Source organism: Mycobacteriales bacterium (assembly GCA_036497565.1).
Lineage (GTDB): Bacteria > Actinomycetota > Actinomycetes > Mycobacteriales > QHCD01 > DASXJE01.
This window is the reverse complement of record DASXJE010000315.1, coordinates 1-20,063: the sequence shown is the minus strand read 5'-3', so window position 1 is coordinate 20,063 and position 20,063 is coordinate 1. Positions and strand designations below refer to the sequence as shown.

Here is a 20,063-nt window from a genome sequence, read left to right as displayed (position 1 = left end):
GGGGCCTCCGGTCCGCGGACAGGGCAGAGCCCACCTGAGAAGGCGATCGACGCGACGACCGATGTTCCCTCCTTTCGGCCTGGCGATGCGGACCGCAGGCACACGAGAGGAGTAGCGATGCCGACCGTCCCCCTGCCCGACCGCCCGAATCTCGAGCAGCTTCGTAACCAGGCCAAGGATCTACACCGATCGGTGCGGGCCGACCTTCCTGAGGCGCTCGCGGAAGTCGCCGAACATCATCCCGTCGGGCTCGGATCCGACGGTTCCCGCGGCTTCTCGCTGAGCGATGCCCGGCTCGTCGTCGCCCGCCGCTACGGGTTCTCCAGCTGGACCCCGCTGAAGCGCTACGTCGAGGTGGTCGAGCGGTACAGCCGCTATCCGGCCGAGCTGGCGCAGAACGCTGTGCCGGGGCGGCTCGCCGACGAGTTCCTCCGACTCGCATGTCTGACGTACGGAGACGACGACCGGCCCGAGCCTCGGCGCCGAGCCCGCGACCTGCTGTCGGAGCGGCCGGAGCTTACCGACGACAACATCTTCGTGGCGGCCGCCGCCGCCGACGTCGACGCCGTCGGGCGCCTGCTCGCCAACGACCCGGACGTAGCAATGCGCGAAGGCGGCCCGTACCGGTGGACGCCGCTGCTCTACCTCGCCTACGCCCGCCACGACCCGGATATCGCCCGCGACGCGGTCCTGGCCGCGGCCCGCCTTCTGCTCGACGCCGGCGCCGACGTCGACGCCGGTTACCTCTGGCACGGGATGCCGAGTCCGTTCACCGTGCTGACCGGGGTGTTCGGCGAAGGCGAGCTGGGTCCCGTCCGCCAGCCCCGTCACCCGCACTCGCTCGACCTGGCGCGGCTGGTTCTCGACGCGGGAGCCGATCCCAACGACGGGCAGGCGCTCTACAACCGCATTTTCGGTAGGGACAACGACCACCTCGAACTGCTCTTCGAGTTCGGCCTCGGCACCGGTGCAGGTGGACCCTGGCACCGGCGGCTCGGTGCCGCCATCGACACCCCTGAGCAGATGGTGCGTGGTCAGCTGCGCTGGGCGGTCAGCCACGGAATGGCCGAGCGGATGAGGCTGCTGCTCGACCACGGTGTCGACGCCGCCGCACCCTTCGCCGACGGCATCACCGCCCCCGCGCTCGCGGCCACGTCCGGTCACACCGCGCTGGTCGATGATCTCGTCGCCCACGGCGCGCCGGCCCCGGCCCTCGAGCCGGTCGACGCCTTCATCGCCGCCGCGCTGGCCGCCGACCGCACGGGTCTCGACCGGGTGCAGGCGGCACACCCCGGTGTGGCCGCGGCCGCCCGTGCGGCCCGCCCGGCGTTGGTGGTCTGGGCGGCGGGGTCCGGCAGCCCTCCCGCCGTCGAGCTTCTCGTCGCCGCCGGATTCGACGTCAATGCCCGAGGCAGAACCGACATACCCGTCGAGCAGCCCTGGCACACCGCGCTGCACGGAGCCGCGGAGTCGGGAGACGTCGAGCTGGCCCGGACCCTTCTCCAACTCGGCGCCGACCCCGACATCCACGACGAACGCTTCGACTCCACGCCGCTGGGCTGGGCCCGTCACCTCGACCACGGGGAAGTCGCGGACCTGCTCGAGCCGGTCACCGCCGAAAGCGACTACTGATCGACGACCGAGCCGTCCTCGTGCAGCCGGGTGCCGATCGGACGCGGCACCGGCGGGTGCTTCTGCGCGGAGTCGGCGGAGAACTCGATACCGATGCCTGGTGTTTCCGGGATGAGCAGGAACCCGTCCTTCACGGCCAAAGGTGTCTCGACCATCGCACTCTTCGGCGGGACACCTTCACCCAGCGGGTATTCCTGGATGGCGAAGTTGGGGATGCACGCGGCGATCTGCAGGCAGGCAGCGGTGCTGATCGGTGACAGCGGATTGTGCGGCACCACCTGCACGCCGCGCGCCTCGGCCGCGGCGGCGATCTTCTTGGTGCCGGTGATGCCGCCGGCGAGGCAGACGTCGGGCCGGACGTACTGCACCGCACCACGCGCCAGCAGCATCTCGAACTCCTGCAGCGTGTGCAGCCGCTCGCCGGTGGCGATCGGGATCGAGATGCGGTCGGCGACCCAGCCCATGGAGTCGAAGTTGTCCGGCAGGATCGGGTCTTCGTAGAACATCGGCCGGTACTGCTCGATGCCGCGCGCCAGGACGACGGCCTCGGCGGGAGTGAGCCGGCGATGGATCTCAATGCACAGGTCGACGTCGTCGCCCACCGCCTCGCGGTAGCGGCGTACCCGATCGATCGCCGTACCCATCTTCTTCGCGTGGGTCTCGAAGTACGGCTCGTCGATCGACACGTCGAGGAACGGCGTCAGATGCCCGACCGCGGTGAAGCCGGCTTCTTTCGCCGCGACGCATCCATTGACGAGCTCTTCGGTCGTCGAACCGAAAACGTGGCTGTACACCCGCGCCTTGTCCCGGACCCGGCCGCCCAGCAACTCGTAGACGGGAACTCCAAGCGCCTTGCCCTTGATGTCCCATAGCGCGATGTCGAGGGCCGAGAGGGCACCCATGATCGCGGCACCCCGGAAGTGCGACGACCGGTACATCACGTTCCAGTGGTGCTCGATGCGGTGCGGATCCTGGCCGACCAGGTAGTCGCCGAACTTCTCGAGCGCCGCCTGTGAGGCCTCCAGATGGCCCCACGTCCCCGACTCCCCGACACCGGTGATGCCGGCGTCGGTGTGCACCAGGGTGAGCAGATACCGGTCGACCGGGACCGCTTCGACAGCCGTGATCCTCATCTGTGCGCCACTTCCGTTCGCGGTGATGGTCCGGCGTCGACCCTACCGTCAGGCACTCATCAACACGCTCGCCGACCTCGGGTCGACCGCGGAGGCGCGCGGGTAGTCGATGTAGCCGGTGTCCGTCTGCGTGTAGAGCGTTCGTTCGTCGTAATCAGCGAGTGGCGACCCGCCGCGCAGCCGCTCGGGCAGGTCGGGGTTGGCGATGTAGAGCCGGCCGAACGACACCAGGTCGGCGAGTCCGTCCCGGATGAGCGCCTCCCCGGCCTCGGCCGTCGTCGTGTGTCCGAAGCCGGTGTTGCCGATGAGCAGGCCGGAGAAGAACGGCCGGAGGTCGGCGAGTGCCGGGTATCGCGTGTTGTCGGTCAGATGCAGGTAACGCAGGCCGAGGGTCGAGAGAGCGGACACAAGGAGCCGGTAGACGGCACCCGGGTCAGCCTCGACGTGCCCGTTGATCGGATTGCCGGGCGACAGCCTGATGCCCACCCTGGTTGCCCCGATCGCCTCGACCACGGCACGCGTCACCTCGACGGGATAGGCGATCCGACCGGCGGGCGATCCGCCGTACGCGTCGTCCCGCAGGTTGGTGTTGTCGCTCAAGAACTGGTGGATCAGGTAGCCGTTGGCACCGTGCAACTCGACGCCGTCGAAGCCTGCGGACATTGCGTTGCGGGCTGCCCGTACGTGGTCGTCGACAGCCTGTGCGATGTCGTCGTAAGACATCGCGCGGGGAATCGGGTAGGGCCGCTTGGTCGCACCGACGTGCAGCAGGCCGGGCGGCGCGACCGCGGACGGCGCCAGCGGCACCGAGCCGTCCAGCCGGTTGTCCGGATGCGAGGAGCGCCCGGAATGCATGAGCTGCGCGAAGATCGTGCCGCCCTCGGCGTGGACGGCGCCGGTCACCGCGCCCCAGGCGTCGACCTGCTGCGCGGTCGCGAGTCCCGGCATGTGCCGGTCGGACTGCCCGCGGGTGCTCGGCCAGATCCCCTCGGTGACGATGAGCGCGGCGCCGGCGCGCTGGGCGTAGTACCGCGCGACGCCGGGCAACGGGACGCCCTCATCGTCGGCCCGGAACCTGGTCATCGGCGCCATGACCACCCGATGGGCCGCGCTGAGCCCGGGGTGACTGAGCGGGGCGAGGAGGTGCGGATAGTCAGCGTGGGCAGCCATGCGGTGAGGTTAAAACCTGACATCGGTGTCAGGTGCAAGCCTCAATGCCGGGTCGGACCGATCAGCAAGCTGAGGATTGTCGGCGGGATGCCTTCCTCGGCCGAACCGCCGAAGAGGCGGTGGACCGCTTCGCGGAAGCGGAGGAGCGCGGCCAGTGGGCCGCGACCGGTGTCGTCCTCCGCGGTGCCCGCCCCGGCCGTTGTCAGCCAGCCGAGCGGGTCGTCGTCGGGTCCCAGCACCCGTAGCACGGTACTCGACTGACCGTCGTCGCCGAACGACCCGTACAGCCGATCGGCCAGATCACGCAGCGACACCTCCTCCTCGGCGAGGAAAACGGGTTCCTCGCCCTGCCACGTCACATCGAGGGTGATGACGCGCGCTCGTGCGTCCTCGCCGGCGATCCGGAACAGTTCGTCGATCGCCTGGCCGAGGGACAGTTCGCTGGCGGCCTGGATCTCTTCGGGGGTGAGGGGACTACGGGGCAGGACGCTGAGAATGGTGAGGCGCTGGCCGTCCTCACCCAGGCTGTTATGCCAGCTGGTCATGGCTGCTCCTCTCCCCGACGTAGATCGACCGCCACCGCGAGTCCGGACAGGCTGGCGGCTAGCCCTTGGTAAGGATCACCCGGATACCGTAGACGGCGCCGGCGGCCACCACGAGAAGGCAGATCGCGGCCGCGACCAGCGCCGTGACATTGCGCCGGGCTGAGGCCTCTTCGTCGCCGCGCCGGAGGTACCCCGACGCCGACAAGGCGAGCAGGCCGATCGAATAGATCGTCACCAGGCCGGCCCCCGCCGCGACGCTGATCACCAGGATCTTCCACATCGACGCCCAGTCGACGTACGAGTCGGCAAGCACAACCATCAGCTACTCACCACCCTGGCGCCGGCGGGCTCGTGTGACGTCCCGCCCTTCTCGTCCCAGGCGTCGTTGACATTTGTGGCGTTGACCGTTGTTCGGCGGGACAGTGCGTAGACGCCGCCGCAATAGGCCGCCAACACCAGCGCCATCAAGATCACGCCCAGGTCCCCGCCGATACCATTGACGACGGCGAAGGTAAGGGCGCCGACCGCCCCGGCGGCCGGCAGGGTCACCACCCAGGTCACCACCATCCGCCCGAACACGACCCAGCGCACCGGCTGGGCCCGACCGAGGCCGGCACCGACCACCGAGCCGCTACACACCTGCGTCGTCGACAGCGGAATTCCGAAATGGGTCGAGGACAGGATGACAGCAGCCGACGTGGCCTGAGAGGCGAACCCCTGCGGACCCTCGATCTCGATCAATCCCTTACCCAGCGTGCGGATGATCCGCCAGCCGCCGACGTAGGTGCCCATCGAGATCGCCAGTGCGCAGGCGATGATGACCCAGTCCGGCGTGGTCGCGGTCTTGGAGATGCTGCCGTTGGCGACCAGTGCCAAGGTCAGTACACCCATGGTCTTCTGCGCGTCGTTGGTGCCGTGCGCCAGCGAGACCAGGGTCGCGGTGCCGACCTGCCCCCAGCGGAAGCCGGCCGCGCGCACCCCGCGCTTGGTCTTGCGGGTGACCCGGTAGGCGAACCACGTCGCGGCCGCGGTGACGAACCCGGCGATGATCGGGGCGAAGACCGCCGGGATGAACACCTTCGACGCGACCCCGTGCCAGATCACGGCGTTGGCGCCGGCGTGGACGATGGTGGCGCCGATGACCCCGCCGATCAGGGCATGCGACGAGCTCGACGGGATACCCAGGTACCACGTCGTGACATTCCATGCGACGCCGCCGGCCAGGCCCGCGAAGACGACCGTGATCGTGACGTCGGTCTGAGTGACGATGCCCTTGGCGATGGTGGCCGCGACCGCGAGCGACAGGAATGCCCCGACCAGATTCGCGAGTGCGGAAATGGCGACCGCGACCTTCGGCTTCAGGGCGCCCGTCGCGATCGACGTCGCCATCGCATTCGCCGAGTCATGAAAACCGTTCGTGAAGTCGAAGCCCAATCCGACGATGACCACCATCACCAGGATGAAGGCATTCGATCCAGTCACTCACTCGTGGTACCAGAGCCCCGACCCGGCCGGCAGGATTCCGACTGACCGTTCAGACTCCCGTAACTTCACGTCCATCCAGAAACCACCGACTCACCGGCTGACGGCAACCCGGCTGAGGGGAAGACGGGTCAACTCGGCCCGGGTCGCGTCGTCGAGTCGTACGTCGGCTGCGCCGAGGTTCTCGGCGAGGTGGGCGCGGGTGCGGGTGCCCGGAATGAGCAGGACGTTCGGAGCAAGACCGAGCAGCCAGGCGAGGGAGACCTGCGCCGGAGTCGCGCCCAGCCGCCCGGCCAGCGTGGCGAGCCTGGGATCCGTGAGGAGCCGGTGTCGCTGCTCGCCGGGCCAGCCCAGCGGGCAGAACGGCACGAATGCGATGTTGCGTGCCTCGCACTCGGTGAGCACGTCCAGGGAGTGCTGGTCGCCCAGGTTGAAGAGGTTCTGCACGCAGACGACATCGGTCTGGTCGAGCGCCCGTAACAGGTGCAGGCGGGAGATGTTGCTGAGCCCGACGCCGTCGATCAGCCCTTCCTCGCGGGCCTGGATCAGTGCCGCGAGCTGGGCGTCGAACTGCCTGCCCGGAGTCCCGGACGGATTCATCCCGCGCAGGTTCACCGCCGCGAGCCGACCGGTGCCGAGCGTTGCGAGGTTGTCCTCGATGCCCTGGCGCAGCGCGCTGTCGGTGTCGCGGCGGGCGGCCACCTTGCTGACGATCGCCAGGCCGGCCGGGTAGGGGTGCAGAGCCTCGCGGATGAGCTGATTCACGGTGCCCGCGCCGTAGTACTGCGCAGTGTCGATGTGGTCGACCCCCGCCGCGACGGCCGCGCGCAGCACGTGCAGCGCCTCGTCGCGGTCCCGTGGCGGCCCGAAGGCCCCATCGCCACTGAGCTGCATCGTGCCGTACCCGGCCCGGCGCACCCGCCATGAGCCGAGCGCGAAAGACCCGCCGAGCTCGCGTCGAGATCTGGCCACCGTCAGGCGCCGTAGGCCGGTACGACCGCACCGCTGACCGGCGTTGCGGCGTCACCGACGAGGGTGCAGATGACGTCGGCGATCGCCTCGGGTGAGACCGCGTGCGCCAGCACGTCGGGAGGCAGCGCCTGCCGGTTCTCGGCCGTGTTGATGAGTTGCGGCGCGACGGCGTTCACCCGGATCCCGAGCGGGCGCAACTCCAGGTCGAGCAAGCGGGTGAGATGCACCAGGGCCGCCTTGCTGACGCCGTAGGTGGCCATCCCGGCGGTGGGCTCCAGTCCCTGGCGTGCGGCGACGTGCACGATGGCACCCGAACCGCGTTCGCGCATGTACGGCGCCACGGCCTGGGTCAGCCACAACGCAGTGCCCGTGTTGACGTCGATCATCAGCCGCAGGTCGTCCGGCGTCGCGCTGAGCGCGTCGCCCAGGTGGTAGGTGCCGATGGTATTGACCAGCACTTCGGGCGGGCCGACCTCGGCGGCGATCCGGTCGACGAGGCTTCTGGCCACGGCCGGGTCGGTCGGGTCGCCCACCTCGGATCGGATGCCGCCGGGCAGTTCCTTGAGGCCCTGTTCGTTGCGGTCGGTGCCCACGACCACGAACCCCGCGGCGGCCAGCTTCTGCGCCGTCGCACGGCCGAGCTCACCCCCCGCGCCGGTCACGATCGCCACGCGCTCGTGTGTCATCTCGCCGCCAGTCATGGGTGGACCTGTGAGCCGGTGCCCAGATCGAGGCGGATCGACTGCAGGATCGTGAAGGTCGTGCTGGTGGTGAATGCGGGGACGTCGGCCGACGCCAGGACGCCGGTGTACTTGGCGATGACCGGTGCGGCGGCCTGCGCGGTGACGGCGTCGAGGTAGCCGCCCACCCCGGCCCAGGCGTTCGCGCCGTACTTGGCGAAGTAGGGAGTCGGGTCGACCGAGGCGAGCGCAGCGTACGAACTCTCGACGATGTCGGCGATGTACTGCTGGTGCAGGACCAGGTCATCGCGGGTCCCGAGCCGGCCGAGATGGCCGCCGATGTAGCGGGTCCAGGGATAGGCCATCGCCTGGTCCGGGGCGCCGATGTACCCGGGCACGTCCTCGCTGAGATTGAGGTTGTAGATGGGCACCCAGCCGGAGTTGACGATGTCGATGAGCATGAGCGCGTCGTGGTCGGGGAAATGGATGTAGATGTTGTCCGGCGAGTGGTTGGGCCCGTGGTAGGCCAACTCGACCCGTTCGCCGCCGACCTGGAGCGTGTAGCGGTCCTCGAAGGTGACCTCCGGGGCGGGCCGGGTCGCGTCGTTGTCCCGCAGCAGCAACCGCCGCGTCTCGGCATGGCCGATGCGCACGATGTCGTCGCCGAACAGGTTCGCCGCGCCGGCATGGTCGGCGTGGTGGTGGGAGTAGACCAGATGGGTGACGGTGTTGCCGATGCCCTCGGCCGCCGCGACATCGTCCACGGCCCGCCGCAGATTGTGACCGATGGTCGGCGGGGCGTCGAACAGGACCACTCCGTCGGGCGTTGCGAGAAACGCCGATTGGTAGGTGCCGTCGGTGACCCAGAACAGGTTGCGCTCGACGCGGCCGACGAAGTAGCCCTGCTCGTTCAGGGCCGGACCGAAGGCGGACTCCGGTACCGGGACGTAGTCCGGCAGTTGTGTGGTGCTGTCCGCGGATGTCGTCGACGAAGCCATGATCATCACTTCCGTTCCGTTCTGCAGCGATCAGGGCCTTCAGATTCGCCGCCGGGAAGGTGAGAGGTCGTCACCGGATTCCGGCGATCTACCGGCGGTCGACCGGGGGCCTACGCTGAGCAGGTCCCTGAGGAGATGGCGCGATGACCGAAAAGTCGGCCGCCGAGGGCCGGGCGGCGGGCGCGGCCCGGTCGGGGCTGATCGACCGCCACGACCTGGTCGCCGCGCTGGATCACGCGGCCGGGAAGCGGGTCACGATCATCTCGGCGCCCGCCGGCAGCGGGAAGACGTCGCTGCTGCACGCGTGGGCCGACCGGGCGCGGCAGGACCGCCGGATCGTCTTCATGTCGGTGAAGCCGGGCCAGCACGACGCGCAGCTGTTCTGGCTCGCCCTGCTGGACGCGGTCCGCGCGGTAACCGGCGGTTCCGAGCCCTCGCCCGCGGCGCCCGGATTCAACGGCCCGGCCATGGTGGACAGGGTGCTGTCCGAGCTCGCCGGGTCGGGGGAGCCCATCGTCGTAGTCATCGACGACCTGCATGAGCTCCGCTCCGCGGAGGCCATCGAGCAGCTCACGGCCCTGTTGACGAGCCTCCCCCCGGATGTCCACGCAATCGTGGCCACCCGCCGTGACCTGCCGCTGCATCTGCACCAGCTGCGGCTTGCCGGGGAGCTGGCCGAAATCCGCGCCGACCAGCTTCGGTTCACCGACGACGAGACCCGCACGCTACTGATCGCCGGCGGAATCACCCTGCCCGATGAGGTCGTGGCCACGCTGCACCAGCGGACCGAGGGCTGGGCGGCCGGGCTGCGGCTGGCCGTCCTGTCCCTTGCCGGGCACCCGCATCCCGAACGGTTCGTCGCCGAGTTCTCCGGCAGCGACCGGACTGTCGCCGAGTATCTGATGGCCGAGATGCTGGAGCGCCAGGCACCGGAGGTGCAACGACTGCTGTTGCGCACGTCCCTGCTCGACCGGGTCAACGGTGAGCTGGCCGACCTGCTCACCGACGCCACCGGGTCCGAACGTCTCCTGCTGGATCTCGAGGACGCCAACGCGTTCGTCGTGTCACTCGACCCCGCTCGGACCTGGTTCCGCTATCACCACATGTTCAGCGGGTTGCTCCGCCTGGAGTTACGCCGCACCGTCCCCCGGGAAGTCCCGGAACTGCACCGGCTGGCCGCGCGGTGGTTCGCTGACCACGGCGACACCGCCGACGCCATCCGTCACCTGCAGGCCGCCGGTGACTGGACCGAGGCGGCCCGGCTGCTCACCGACCACGCCCTCAGCCTCACCCTCGACGGCCAGGCCGGGACCGTGGCGACGCTGCTGCGTTCCTTCCCGGCCGGGACGAGCGAAGACTTCCCCGGGCTGGCCCTGGTGCACGCGATCGCCGACCTCGACCAACTCCATCTCGACCGGGCCGCCGCCCATCTGGACGTGGCCCGGGCGTACGCCGCGACGACACCGCCCGACCGGTCCTACCGGCTGCGGATGGCCATCGCGTCGGTGGACCTGCTGTCCGCGCGGCTGCGCGGAAACTTCGACGGCGTGTACGAGCAGGTCGATGCGCTGCCCTCGTCGGCTGCCGGCCAGTCCTACGCCGACGTCGCCCTCGGCAGCGACCTGCGCGCCGTCGCCCTCCTGAACCTCGGCGTGACCGAGGCCTGGTCGCTGCGGCTGGCCGACGGCGAACGTCACCTCCAGGAAGGCGCCGCCCTCGCCCGCGAAATAGGCCGCCCCTACCTGGAGGTCGCGTGCCTCGCCCACCTCGGGTTCGCCGCCACCGGCGCCTCTTTCGGGCTGGCCCGGCGGCGCTGCCAGGACGCCATCGCGCTTGCCGCCCGGCACGGCTGGGACGCCGAGCCGGTGAGCGCTCCCGCGCACGCGACCCTCGCCGGGATCCTCATCTGGACCGGCGAGTTCACCTACGGCGAGGAGTGTCTGGCCCGTGCCCGGCGCGCCACGCCCGCCGGGGGCGAGCCGGGCCTGCAGCTACTGGTCCACCTGATCTCGGCGCTCCTCCCGGCGGTACGCGGCAGGTACGACGAGGCCCTCGCCGAACTCCTCGCCGCCGGGCAGGTGCAGGCGCTCATGCGCGGGCATCACGCGCTGACCTCGCGGGTAATGGCCTGGACGGTCGCCACCCAGGTCCGGCTCGGCAACGTCGCGCAGGCCCGGTCCACTCTCGCCGCCGTCGACGACGAGCTGGCCGCCGCCGGTGAGATCCGCAACGCCGCCGCGACAATTCGCCTCGCCGAGCATGACCCTGCCGGAGCCCGCCGTGAGCTCGCGGCCGTCCTTGACGGCACCGCGCCCGTCAACCCCTACCTCACCCTGGTCGAGGCCCACCTGCTGGACGCGCTCGCCTGCCGAGACCTGGGCGACGGGCGCGCGGCCCGGGCGGCTGTCGAGCGGGCGCTGCACCTGGCCGAGCCGGACCGGCTGATCCTGCCGTTCGCGATGACCGGTGCGTGGGAGCTGCTGACCACACTGCCGCCGCAGGGCACGGCTCACGCAGCGCTGATCGCCGACATCCTCGACGCCCTCCACGGCGGCGCGCCCGGTCAGGCCGCCACCCCCGAACCGGTCGACGAACTCAGCCCGAGCGAGTTGCGGGTGCTGCGCTACCTGCCGACCAACCTCACCCGGCCCGAAATCGCCGGGCAACTGTCGATATCGCCGAACACCGTCAACACCCACATCCGCCGCATCTACACCAAGCTCGGCGCGACCGATCGATCGTCCGCCGTACGGCGCGGCCGCGACCTGCGGCTGCTGTCATCCGGCAGAGGTGGAAACCGTCTTGCGACCAGGTGAATTCTTCCCGACTGTGGGCCGGAGGCGCAGCCTGCAGAGCGGTCGATTCCCGGTCAATCAGACAAGTGGCAATCGCGGGCAGGACTCGGGATCGGTGGTCGGCAGACCGGGTTGTGGACGTACAGTTCAGATGGTTGGAGTCGGCGTCGTCCGTCAGCCGCACCACTGAACCACCGCGATTTGGCAGGCACGCGGTGTTGTCGTCGTCGTAGTCCCTCTCCGAGGATCTCAGCATGGCACGCAGTACGTCGCGGAAAACCCAGTCGGTCATTGCGCGGCCGGTTCGCTCTGGTCCGGCGCCGCTGTTGGCATGGTCCGCAATCACCGCGGGACCGCACGCCGAGCTGACGGTCCGCGGGGAGCTCACGACCACGACGGCCGCCCGGCTGCGCGAAGCGATGGAATGGCTCCACGACGGAGGCCATTGGCGGATCACGGTCGACCTGGCGGGGATCACCGCCTGCGACGGCGCCGGCGTCAACGCACTGGTCGCCGCCTTCCGTCAGATCGTCGGGTCATCCGGGCAGTTGCGGCTCACGAATCCCAGCGTCGCGCTGCGCCGCCTACTCGGACTTCCCGACGACCCGGTCATGCGCTGGCCGACGTCGGCAGCGGACTGATCCGAACCCCACTCAGGCCCACTCCAGCACGTCGGCGTGATCGAGGCGGGGGAGACGGTCGAGCCACGGATCGACTCCTGGGTGCCCGATGTTGACGACGAGGACGGAACGCCACCGGCCGTCGGGGAAGAAGTCGGCGTCGATCCCGGCAGCGTCGAAACCGCCCATCGGTCCGGCTGCAAGACCGTGCGCGCGGACGGCCATGATGAAGTAGCCGGCCTGTAGCGCGCCGCTGAAGCCGCCGATGTTGCCGCGCATCGCCTCGTCGGCCTCGAAGGCATCCTTGAGCTCCGGCTTGTAGGGCAGGACGGCCGGGATGTGCTCGTGGAACCGGGAGTCGACGGCGAGTACGGCGACGGCCGGTGCCGTCGCGGTCTTGGCCTTGTTCCCGTCGTTCATGTGCTCGACGAGGCGGGCCCGTCCCTCGGCGCTGCGGACGTAGAGCACCCGTAGCGGCTGCGTGTTGGCTGCGGTCGGCGGCCATTTCGCGAGGTCCCAGATCTCGCGCAACTCGGCGTCGGTGACCGGCGTCGGGGCGAAGGTGTTGGCGGTGCGCGCCTCGGTGAACAGCACGGCCCGTCCCGCGTCGTCCAGGCGATCCAGGGTCCGCGTGGCCGGGGACTCGAGGATATCGGTCATCTGCTTTCATCTCCCTCGTCGCTTCGAAAAAACTAGTAACAAGGGCGACGCTAGCACGTTGCTATGATGGGGCAATGGCCAGAGGCGGTGACGTGGATCACGAGCCGCGCGCGTGCGACGAGGCGCTGGCCCGCGCCTTCCGCTTCCTCGGCAAGCGCTGGAACGGTGTCCTGCTGGGCACCCTGATCTCCGGGCCGGCGGGTTTCTCCGAGCTGCGGCGCGCGATCGGGGGGATCAGCGACTCGGTCCTCGCCGAGCGGCTGTCCGAGCTGGCGGCGGCCGGGCTCGTTCAGCGTTCGGTCGACGAGGGGCCGCCGATCGCCGTCGACTACCGGCTGACACCGGCCGGCCAGGCGCTGCTCCCGGCGCTGACCGAGCTCACCACCTGGGCCGCGGAAAACCTCTCCGCCGAGCGCTGCGCGCAGGTTCAGCGACCGACCGCGTAGGCCCGCATCTCCCGGGGGCTGGCGGCCGCCGAGAGGACACCGGTCTCGGGGTCGCGGGCCACCGCCGCCAGGCGGCCCAGTGACCATGGCTCGACGACGGTCACATCGTGCTTGCGCCGACGGAGCTCGTCGACGACATGCGCCGGATGCCGTTCCTCGAGGAAGAGCGAGGCAGGCTGGCTCTTGCGCGGATAGAACGAGTTGGGGAACGACATGGTGTGCCAGCCGGGCGCGTCGGCCGCCTCCTGCAGTGACAGCCCGCCCACAGCGACGCCGAGGAAGAAGTTGTAGGCCCACTGATCCTGCGCGTCGCCCCCGGGAACGCCGAACGCCATCGCCGCTACGCCGTCGCGCAGCGCGAGGCAGGGCGACAGTGTGGTGCGCGGGCGCCGGCCGGGCGTGAGCGAGGTGGGGAAGCCGGGTTCGAGCCAGGTCATCTGCAGTCTGGTCCCGAGCGGGAAGCCGAGCCCGGGGATCACCGGGTTGCCGTGCAGCCAGCCGCCGCTCGGGGTGCCGGAGACCATGTTGCCCCACCGGTCGACCACGTCGAAGTGACATGTGTCGCCGTCGGACTTCCGCCCGACGAAGTCCTCGCCGGGCTCGCCCGTGCCGGGGGTGGCGGGCCGCTCGGGCGCGCCGGCCTGCAGGTAGGCGGGCAGTGTCGGAATCCGGCCGCCGGGCGAACCGGGACGCAGGTCAGCGCTGGCGTCGGGGCCGATTAGGTCGCGCCGGTCCTTGTTGTAGTCCTCGGAGAGCAGCCCGTCGATCGGAGTGTCGTAGCCGTCCCCGTACCAGGCTTCGCGGTCGGCGAACGCGAGCTTGACGCCCTCGACGACGCGGTGCACCAGGTCGGCGCTGCCGTAGTCGAGCTGACCCGGATCGGGCAGCAGCGCGAGCTGCTGGAGGAAGACCGGGGACTGCGCCCACGGCCCGGCCTTGGCGACGGTCCAGTCGCCGTAGCGGTAGGTCAGCGCCGACTCGTACGGCGCCCGCCAGCCGGCGAGGTCGGCGCCGGTGAGCACTCCGGCATGCCGTTGCCCGCTCGAGTCCATCACCGGCCGGCGGGCGAACGCGTCGATCTCCTCGGCGACGAATCCCTCCGACCAGATCCGGCGGGCCCGCTCGATCTGGGCGTCGCGGTCCGACGTCCCGGCCTCCGCCTCGGCGAGAAGGCGTTGCCACATCGCCGCCAGCGCCGGGTTGCGGTGCATCTCACCGGGGAGCGGCGGCCGGCCGCGGGTCAGATAGAGCTCGGCCGAGGTGGTCCATTCGCTGCGGAACATCTCCTCCATCCCGGCGACCTTCGTCGAGATGTCGGCGATGATCGGATGCCCATCGGCCGCGTAGCCAATGGCCGGATCCAGCACCTCCCGCAGGGTCATGGTGCCGTGGTCGTGCAGCAGGGTCAGCCACGCCACCACAGCCCCCGGAATCGCTGCGGCGAGCGTTCCGGTGCCGGGCACCGCCCGCAGACCGAGCCCGGTGTAGTGGTCGATGGTGGCGCCGGCCGGTGCCGGTCCCTGTCCACATAGGACAGTCGGGACGTTGTCGGCGGCGCTGGCGAAGAGGATGTTCGCGTCGCCGCCCGGGCTGTTCTCGTTCGGCTCGACGACGTGCTCCATGAAGGCACCGGCGACGGCCGCGTCGAAGGCGTTGCCGCCGCGCTCCAGCACACCCATCGCGACCGAGGAGACCAGCCAATGGCTGGAGGCCACCATCCCGAATGTGCCGCGCAGTGTCGGTCGCGTCGTCTGGCGCATCGCTTTAGCTGCCTCCGTACTGGGCCTGCGGGGTGGATCCGGACCTACCGATGATGTCGGGTGCGACCCCGTCGTCGGTCACCAGGTGGCAGGCGACCAATCCGGAACCCGCAGCTCCCTTGGTCTGCAGGCGCGGGGGCTCGGTGCGGCAGCGCTCGACCGCGGCCGGGCACCGGGTGTGATACGGACAGCCCGGAGGGGGGTTCGCCGGGCTCGGTTGCTCGCCACGGGAGGCGGCTCGACGGCGGCTGCGTTGCGCCTGCGGGTCGGGCAGTGGCGCGGCGTCCAGCAGGGCTTGCGTGTAGGGATGCCGCGGATCGGTGAAGATCTGCGTCGCGTCGGCCATCTCGACGATACGGCCGAGGTAGGTCACCGCGATCCGGTCGGCGATGAACTCCGCGACAGCGAGGTTGTGGGTGACGAACAGGCAGGCGAAGCCCTTTTCGCGCTGGAGTCGGCGGATCAGGTTGAGGATGGACGCCTGCACCGACACATCGAGGGCCGAGGTCGGCTCGTCGGCGACCAGCAGGCTGGGCTCGACCGACAGCGCTCGGGCGATCGAGACGCGCTGCTGCTGGCCTCCGGAGAGTTCGTGCGGATAGCGCTCGGCGTAGTCCGGGGGGAGTCCGACCTGGCCCATCAGCTCCACGACCCGGTCGCCCACCGTCGCGCGGGTCGCCATGCGGTGGGTGAGCAACGGCTCCGAGATGAGTCGCCCGACCGACATCCGTGGGTTCAGCGATGCCGACGGGTCCTGCAGTACGACGTGCAGATCACGGCGTACCGGGCGCATCCGGCGACGGGACAGGCGGGTGATGTCCCGGCCGGCGAAGGAGATCGTGCCGCTCGACGGTTTCTGCAGCCTCGTGACGCAGTTGGCGATCGTCGACTTGCCGCTGCCGGATTCGCCGACCAGGGCGACGACCTCTCCCGCAGCGATCGAGAAGGACACCCCGGCCACCGCGGTCAGCGGTCCGTGCCTGCTCGGGAAGACCTGCCTCAGGTCCTGGACGTCCAGGACCAGGTCACGGCGATCGGACCGGATCACGACAACTCCTCGGCGTGGTGGTCGGACGGTGCCGACACCGGATACCAGCACGCGGCGTGATGTGCGTCGGCGACTGCCTGCAGGTCCGGTCGGTCGGCGTCGCAGCGGCGACCTCTGGCCGTGCACCGGGGGGCGAAGGAGCACAGTCGCGCCGGGCTCGCGAGCGTCGGAACCGTGCCCGGTATCTCGGCGAGGCCGGTCGGGCTCGTGCGGGCGGCCGGCGACGGGGCGGCTCCCAACAGGCCTGAGGTGTAGGGGTGTGCCGGCGAGCGGAACAACTCGTGCACGGCCGCCGACTCGACCGGGCGGCCGGCGTACATCACCACGACCCGATCCGCGCTGTCGGCGACCACTCCCAGGTCGTGGGTGATCAGCAGCATCGACATGCCGAGCTCGTCGCGGAGGGAGCGCAGCAGGTCGAGGATCCCGGCCTGGACGGTGACGTCGAGGGCGGTGGTGGGCTCGTCGGCGATGAGCACCTTCGGGATGCAGGCCAGCGCCATGGCGATCGCGACCCGTTGCCGCATGCCGCCGGAGAGCTGGTGCGGGTATTCCCGCAGCCGCCGCTCGGCCGCGGGGATCTCCACCATGTCCAGCAGCTCGCGGGATCGGCGCGTCGCGGCGCCGCGACTGAGCCCCTGATGCCTGCGCAGCACCTCCCCGATCTGCCGCCCGACGCTCAACACCGGGTTCAACGACGACATCGAGTCCTGGAACACGACGGCGATGTCCCGGCCGCGGATGTCGTTGAGCCGCCGCTCACCGACACCGAGCAGGTCCTCGCCGGCCAGCCTTGCGGTCCCGGTGACCCGTGCGGTCGCCGGGAGCAGGCCGACCAACGCGAGCGCGGAGACCGACTTTCCGCAGCCGGATTCGCCGACCATGGTGACGGTTTCGGCTTCGCCGAGCTGGTAGCTGAGGTTGTCGACGGCGCAGACTGAACGCCCGCCCGCCGCGAAGGTGACCGACAGGTCCCGTACGTCGAGCACCGGCTGCGCGCTCATCGCGCCACCCGCTTCGGGTCGAGGGCGTCGCGCAGCGAGTCACCGAAGAGGTTGAACGCGAGGGCGGCGACGACGATCGTCACCCCGGGCAGGATCGCGAGCAATGGATCGGTCGTGTAGAACTGCTGCGCGTTGGCGAGCATCACCCCCAGCGACGAACCCGGTGGTTGTACGCCGAGACCCAGGAAGCTCAACCCTGCCTCGCCGATGATCGCCGCAGGCAGTGCCACCGTGGCCTGCACGATCAACGCGGGCGACGCACCGGGCAGGATGTGCCGGTAGAGCAGCACCGGGTCGGACACGCCGTTGGCGACCGCAGCGCGCACGTAGTCCCGCTCCCTGAGCAACATCGTCTCCCCGCGCGCGACCCGCACCATGGTCGGTACGAAGCCGATGGCGAGGGCGATCGTGACGTTGGTCAACGACGGCCCGAGGATCGCGGCCATTCCCACCGCGAGGATCAACGACGGGAAGGCCAGCACCGTGTCGGTGAGCCGGGAGACGACGGTGTCGACCCAGCGCCCGTAGAAGCCGGCGATCATGCCCAGCGGTACGCCGACAACGCTAGCCAGCAGGACGGAGAGGACTCCGACCTCCAAGGACGACCGGATCCCGTAGACCAGGCGGGAGAGCTCATCGCGGCCGAGATCGTCGATGCCGAGCAGGTGGTGCCAGGAGGGGCCGGACAACAACGTGGCGAACGTCTGGGCGGGATCGTCCGGCGCGAGCAGCGGGGCAGCAACCGCGATCAGCACCAGCATGCCGCATACGGACGTCGAGGCGATCCCCATCGGGGTACGCAGGAGGCGACCGAGAGGGGCCGCGCGCCACGACGGCGCCGCGACCGGCCGGGCCGGGTCGACGATGGGCATGGTGCTGGTCATGCGGTGGCACCTCGCAGCCGGATCCGCGGATCGATAAGGGTGTAGACGACGTCGACGAGAAGGTTCACCACCACGTATCCCAGCGCGATGATCAGGGCGACCGCCTCGACGGTCGGGTAGTCGCGGGCGAACACCGAGTCGACGGTCAGCTTGCCGATGCCCGGCAGCACGAAGACCTGCTCGACGATGACGGCGCCCGAGATAAGCCCGCCGAGCTGCAGACCGGCGATCGTCGTCACGGTGATCAGGCTGTTGCGCAGCGCGTGCACGAAGATCACGGTTCGCGCCGGCATCCCCTTGGCGCGTGCGGTGCGCACGTAGTCGGAGTCGAGCGACTCGAGCATCGACGACCGGGTCTGGCGCATCAGCACCGCGGCCAGCCCGGTGCCGAGTACGAGGGCCGGAAGGATCATGGACTGCAGGTTGCCGCCGATGCTGGTGGTGAGCGGAACGAAACCGGACGACGGCAGGACGGGGATCGCGATCGCGAACACCAGGATCATGACGACCCCGAACCAGAAGTGCGGGATCGACATCCCGAGCAGCGCGAGCACGTTCGACACCCAGCCGCTCGGGCGTCCCCGTCGTACGGCGGCCAGCACACCGACGGCGACCCCGAAGACCGCGGCGATGAGGATGCTCAGCCCGGCGAGTTCCACCGTGATCGGCAGCGCCTGCTTGATGTTCTGCCCGATCGGGATGCCGGTCGTCGCCGAGACGCCGAAGTCGCCGCTGACCATCTGCTGCAGGTAGTGCCAGTACTGGACGATGACGTTCTGGTCGAGGCCGTACTGGACCTTGATCGCGGCGATGGTTTTCGGGTCCTGTTGCTCGCCGGCCAGGGTGTTGGCGAGGCTCCCCGGAATGGCGCGGATGCCGAGGAAGACGACGAGGCTCGCCAGGAACAGGGTCGCAAGCGACTCCCCGGCTCGCCTCAGCAAGATCCGTGCCATGACACGAACTCCCTCATCTGGTCGTGACGGTGTCGGTCAATTCGTGATCGAGGCCCGGTCGACCCGGATCAGCCCGTCGTTGAAGATGTGCACGCCGGTGACACCGCGGCGCGACACGGCGGTCTCGGCGATCTGTGCGAGCACGATCGCCGGTTCCACTTGGTGGACTCGGGCCATGACCTTGGCGTAAATGAGGCCGCGCCGGTGCACGTCGGTCGTCTGCCGGGCCTGGTTGATGAGCGCGTTGATCTTGGCGTCGGAGAATCCGGCTGAGTTCGACGGCCCCACGATCTGCAGGAAGTTGGTGTCGGGGTCGAGCCGGCCGGACCAGTCGGAGATGCTGGTCTGGAAGTTGCCTGCATCCTGGTCGGCGACCACGGTGGACTGGTCCTCCGAGCGCAGCGTCAGGTCGAAGCCCGCCTTCGCGAGCATCGGTTGCAACACCTGCCCGAGTCGCTGGTCGAGCGAGAGAGTCGTCGTCTTCAGCTCCACGTGGTACGGCGTCTTCACACCCGCGGCTGCGAGTAGCGCCCGGGCCTTCGCCGGGTCGGCCGGCGGGCAGCGTCGGGTCTGCGGGGTGGAGAACGGCGAGTTCTGCGGGATCGGCGAGCAGTTGGGCGCGTAGAGACCACCGAAGGCGATCCGCACCAACTGCTTGCGGTTGATCGCCAGCTCCAGCGCTTGTCGGACCCGTGGGTCGCTGCCGAGCGGAGTGTGCACCTTGCCCGGCGGCTCGCCGCTGCCGTGCACGTTGCCGGAGTTGATGGTCATGTGCACGTCGCCGAGCCCAACGGTGCTGAGGACGTGGACTGAATTGCGCTTCAGCGTGGACGCGACGATGGGCGAGATCTCGGCGACGTCGGTGGCACCGGACCGCAGGTTGGCCAGCGCGACGTTCGGGTCCGAGATCACCTGGTAGACGACCTTCTGCAGCTTGACGCTCTTCGTGTCGTAGTAGTCCGGGTCCTTCACGAGGTCGATCTCGTTGGCCGAACGCCGGCTCTGCAGCTTGAACGGGCCGACACAGCTGGGTGCCTGCGCGAAATCGAGACCGAGCTTGCGCAGTCGGGTGGGGGACAGGACCATCCCCGAGCGGTCGGCCAGGATGCTCGTCAGTGACGGGTACGGCGTCTTGAGCTTGATCTGGACCTCGTACGGCCCGGTGACCGTGACGGACTTCACGGGCACCAGTTCCGCCTCCCGGCTGGAGCCGGTCGTGTTGCGGTAGTGGTCGATGCTCGTGCGCACGGCCGCGGCGTTGAGCGGAGTGCCGTCGCTGAA

19 protein-coding genes are annotated in these 20,063 nt (G+C 69.8%); 4 read left to right on the top strand and 15 right to left on the bottom strand.

Features of this window, described 5'->3' with window-relative positions:
* Positions 1-117: 117 nt before the first annotated feature.
* A complete protein-coding gene (locus VGH85_24195; GenBank protein HEY2176922.1) occupies positions 118-1,632 on the top strand; it encodes an ankyrin repeat domain-containing protein in 1,515 nt (504 codons plus the stop codon).
* On the opposite strand, the gene dgoD is transcribed toward VGH85_24195, so the two are convergent.
* The 8 genes from dgoD to VGH85_24155 form a co-directional block, all read right to left on the bottom strand.
* Complete coding sequence (gene dgoD / locus VGH85_24190) at positions 1,626-2,765, bottom strand: galactonate dehydratase (protein ID HEY2176921.1); 1,140 nt, start codon at positions 2,763-2,765, stop codon at positions 1,626-1,628. The genes VGH85_24195 and dgoD overlap by 7 nt on opposite strands.
* Positions 2,766-2,813: 48 nt before the next feature.
* Positions 2,814-3,935, bottom strand: a complete 1,122-nt coding sequence (locus VGH85_24185; protein HEY2176920.1) for an alkene reductase — start codon at positions 3,933-3,935, stop codon at positions 2,814-2,816.
* 41 nt (positions 3,936-3,976) lie between these two features.
* Positions 3,977-4,480, bottom strand: coding sequence for a hypothetical protein (locus tag VGH85_24180; protein ID HEY2176919.1), 504 nt, complete (start codon positions 4,478-4,480; stop codon positions 3,977-3,979).
* Between the two features lie 58 nt (positions 4,481-4,538).
* Positions 4,539-4,799 carry a hypothetical protein gene (locus tag VGH85_24175; protein ID HEY2176918.1) on the bottom strand — a complete coding sequence of 87 codons (261 nt, stop codon included), beginning with the start codon at positions 4,797-4,799 and terminating at the stop codon, positions 4,539-4,541.
* Positions 4,799-5,932 carry an anion permease gene (locus VGH85_24170; protein HEY2176917.1) on the bottom strand — a complete coding sequence of 378 codons (1,134 nt, stop codon included), beginning with the start codon at positions 5,930-5,932 and terminating at the stop codon, positions 4,799-4,801. The genes VGH85_24175 and VGH85_24170 overlap by 1 nt, the downstream gene beginning before the upstream one ends.
* A 123-nt stretch (positions 5,933-6,055) precedes the next feature.
* The gene (locus VGH85_24165) at positions 6,056-6,856 is read right to left on the bottom strand and encodes an aldo/keto reductase (GenBank protein ID HEY2176916.1); all 801 of its coding nucleotides are present in this window, start codon (positions 6,854-6,856) and stop codon (positions 6,056-6,058) included.
* Positions 6,857-6,936: 80 nt separating this feature from the next.
* On the bottom strand, positions 6,937-7,635 hold the full coding sequence (locus tag VGH85_24160; protein HEY2176915.1) for an SDR family oxidoreductase: 699 nt from the start codon (positions 7,633-7,635) through the stop codon (positions 6,937-6,939).
* Positions 7,632-8,612 carry an MBL fold metallo-hydrolase gene (locus VGH85_24155; GenBank protein ID HEY2176914.1) on the bottom strand — a complete coding sequence of 327 codons (981 nt, stop codon included), beginning with the start codon at positions 8,610-8,612 and terminating at the stop codon, positions 7,632-7,634. The genes VGH85_24160 and VGH85_24155 overlap by 4 nt, the downstream gene beginning before the upstream one ends.
* A gap of 143 nt (positions 8,613-8,755) precedes the next feature.
* On the opposite strand from VGH85_24155, the gene VGH85_24150 reads away from it, so the two are divergent.
* Together VGH85_24150 and VGH85_24145 are read left to right on the top strand one after the other, a co-directional pair.
* Positions 8,756-11,428: a LuxR C-terminal-related transcriptional regulator gene (locus VGH85_24150; protein HEY2176913.1), complete on the top strand. Its 2,673-nt coding sequence runs from the start codon at positions 8,756-8,758 to the stop codon at positions 11,426-11,428.
* A 233-nt stretch (positions 11,429-11,661) separates the two neighbouring features.
* A complete protein-coding gene (locus VGH85_24145; protein HEY2176912.1) occupies positions 11,662-12,048 on the top strand; it encodes an STAS domain-containing protein in 387 nt (128 codons plus the stop codon).
* A 12-nt stretch (positions 12,049-12,060) separates the two neighbouring features.
* On the opposite strand, the gene VGH85_24140 is transcribed toward VGH85_24145, so the two are convergent.
* Positions 12,061-12,687, bottom strand: coding sequence for a malonic semialdehyde reductase (locus VGH85_24140; GenBank protein HEY2176911.1), 627 nt, complete (start codon positions 12,685-12,687; stop codon positions 12,061-12,063).
* A 74-nt stretch (positions 12,688-12,761) separates the two neighbouring features.
* On the opposite strand from VGH85_24140, the gene VGH85_24135 reads away from it, so the two are divergent.
* Positions 12,762-13,133, top strand: a complete 372-nt coding sequence (locus VGH85_24135) for a helix-turn-helix domain-containing protein (protein HEY2176910.1) — start codon at positions 12,762-12,764, stop codon at positions 13,131-13,133.
* On the opposite strand, the gene VGH85_24130 is transcribed toward VGH85_24135, so the two are convergent.
* From VGH85_24130 to VGH85_24105, 6 genes are all read right to left on the bottom strand, one after another.
* Entirely contained in the window at positions 13,115-14,893 is a 1,779-nt protein-coding gene (locus VGH85_24130) for a gamma-glutamyltransferase (GenBank protein HEY2176909.1), read from the bottom strand. The genes VGH85_24135 and VGH85_24130 overlap by 19 nt on opposite strands.
* Positions 14,894-14,897: 4 nt before the next feature.
* On the bottom strand, positions 14,898-15,941 hold the full coding sequence (locus tag VGH85_24125) for an ABC transporter ATP-binding protein (GenBank protein ID HEY2176908.1): 1,044 nt from the start codon (positions 15,939-15,941) through the stop codon (positions 14,898-14,900).
* A complete protein-coding gene (locus VGH85_24120; GenBank protein ID HEY2176907.1) occupies positions 15,938-16,945 on the bottom strand; it encodes an ABC transporter ATP-binding protein in 1,008 nt (335 codons plus the stop codon). The genes VGH85_24125 and VGH85_24120 overlap by 4 nt, the downstream gene beginning before the upstream one ends.
* Complete coding sequence (locus VGH85_24115; GenBank protein ID HEY2176906.1) at positions 16,942-17,829, bottom strand: ABC transporter permease; 888 nt, start codon at positions 17,827-17,829, stop codon at positions 16,942-16,944. The genes VGH85_24120 and VGH85_24115 overlap by 4 nt, the downstream gene beginning before the upstream one ends.
* Entirely contained in the window at positions 17,826-18,782 is a 957-nt protein-coding gene (locus VGH85_24110) for an ABC transporter permease (protein HEY2176905.1), read from the bottom strand. The genes VGH85_24115 and VGH85_24110 overlap by 4 nt, the downstream gene beginning before the upstream one ends.
* A 36-nt stretch (positions 18,783-18,818) precedes the next feature.
* A partial coding sequence (locus tag VGH85_24105) for an ABC transporter substrate-binding protein (protein ID HEY2176904.1) occupies positions 18,819-20,063 on the bottom strand: 1,245 nt, incomplete at its 5' end.

What these genes read in the sequence shown, in the direction of transcription:
- VGH85_24195 (HEY2176922.1), top strand. Translation starts at nt 118, where the DNA reads ATGCCGACCGTCCCCCTGCCCGACCGCCCGAATCTCGAGCAGCTTCGT.
- dgoD (HEY2176921.1), bottom strand. Translation starts at nt 2,765, where the DNA reads ATGAGGATCACGGCTGTCGAAGCGGTCCCGGTCGACCGGTATCTGCTC.
- VGH85_24185 (HEY2176920.1), bottom strand. Translation starts at nt 3,935, where the DNA reads ATGGCTGCCCACGCTGACTATCCGCACCTCCTCGCCCCGCTCAGTCAC.
- VGH85_24180 (HEY2176919.1), bottom strand. Translation starts at nt 4,480, where the DNA reads ATGACCAGCTGGCATAACAGCCTGGGTGAGGACGGCCAGCGCCTCACC.
- VGH85_24175 (HEY2176918.1), bottom strand. Translation starts at nt 4,799, where the DNA reads ATGGTTGTGCTTGCCGACTCGTACGTCGACTGGGCGTCGATGTGGAAG.
- VGH85_24170 (HEY2176917.1), bottom strand. Translation starts at nt 5,932, where the DNA reads ATGGTGGTCATCGTCGGATTGGGCTTCGACTTCACGAACGGTTTTCAT.
- VGH85_24165 (HEY2176916.1), bottom strand. Translation starts at nt 6,856, where the DNA reads ATGCAGCTCAGTGGCGATGGGGCCTTCGGGCCGCCACGGGACCGCGAC.
- VGH85_24160 (HEY2176915.1), bottom strand. Translation starts at nt 7,635, where the DNA reads ATGACTGGCGGCGAGATGACACACGAGCGCGTGGCGATCGTGACCGGC.
- VGH85_24155 (HEY2176914.1), bottom strand. Translation starts at nt 8,612, where the DNA reads ATGGCTTCGTCGACGACATCCGCGGACAGCACCACACAACTGCCGGAC.
- VGH85_24150 (HEY2176913.1), top strand. Translation starts at nt 8,756, where the DNA reads ATGACCGAAAAGTCGGCCGCCGAGGGCCGGGCGGCGGGCGCGGCCCGG.
- VGH85_24145 (HEY2176912.1), top strand. Translation starts at nt 11,662, where the DNA reads ATGGCACGCAGTACGTCGCGGAAAACCCAGTCGGTCATTGCGCGGCCG.
- VGH85_24140 (HEY2176911.1), bottom strand. Translation starts at nt 12,687, where the DNA reads ATGACCGATATCCTCGAGTCCCCGGCCACGCGGACCCTGGATCGCCTG.
- VGH85_24135 (HEY2176910.1), top strand. Translation starts at nt 12,762, where the DNA reads ATGGCCAGAGGCGGTGACGTGGATCACGAGCCGCGCGCGTGCGACGAG.
- VGH85_24130 (HEY2176909.1), bottom strand. Translation starts at nt 14,893, where the DNA reads ATGCGCCAGACGACGCGACCGACACTGCGCGGCACATTCGGGATGGTG.
- VGH85_24120 (HEY2176907.1), bottom strand. Translation starts at nt 16,945, where the DNA reads ATGAGCGCGCAGCCGGTGCTCGACGTACGGGACCTGTCGGTCACCTTC.
- VGH85_24115 (HEY2176906.1), bottom strand. Translation starts at nt 17,829, where the DNA reads ATGACCAGCACCATGCCCATCGTCGACCCGGCCCGGCCGGTCGCGGCG.
- VGH85_24110 (HEY2176905.1), bottom strand. Translation starts at nt 18,782, where the DNA reads ATGGCACGGATCTTGCTGAGGCGAGCCGGGGAGTCGCTTGCGACCCTG.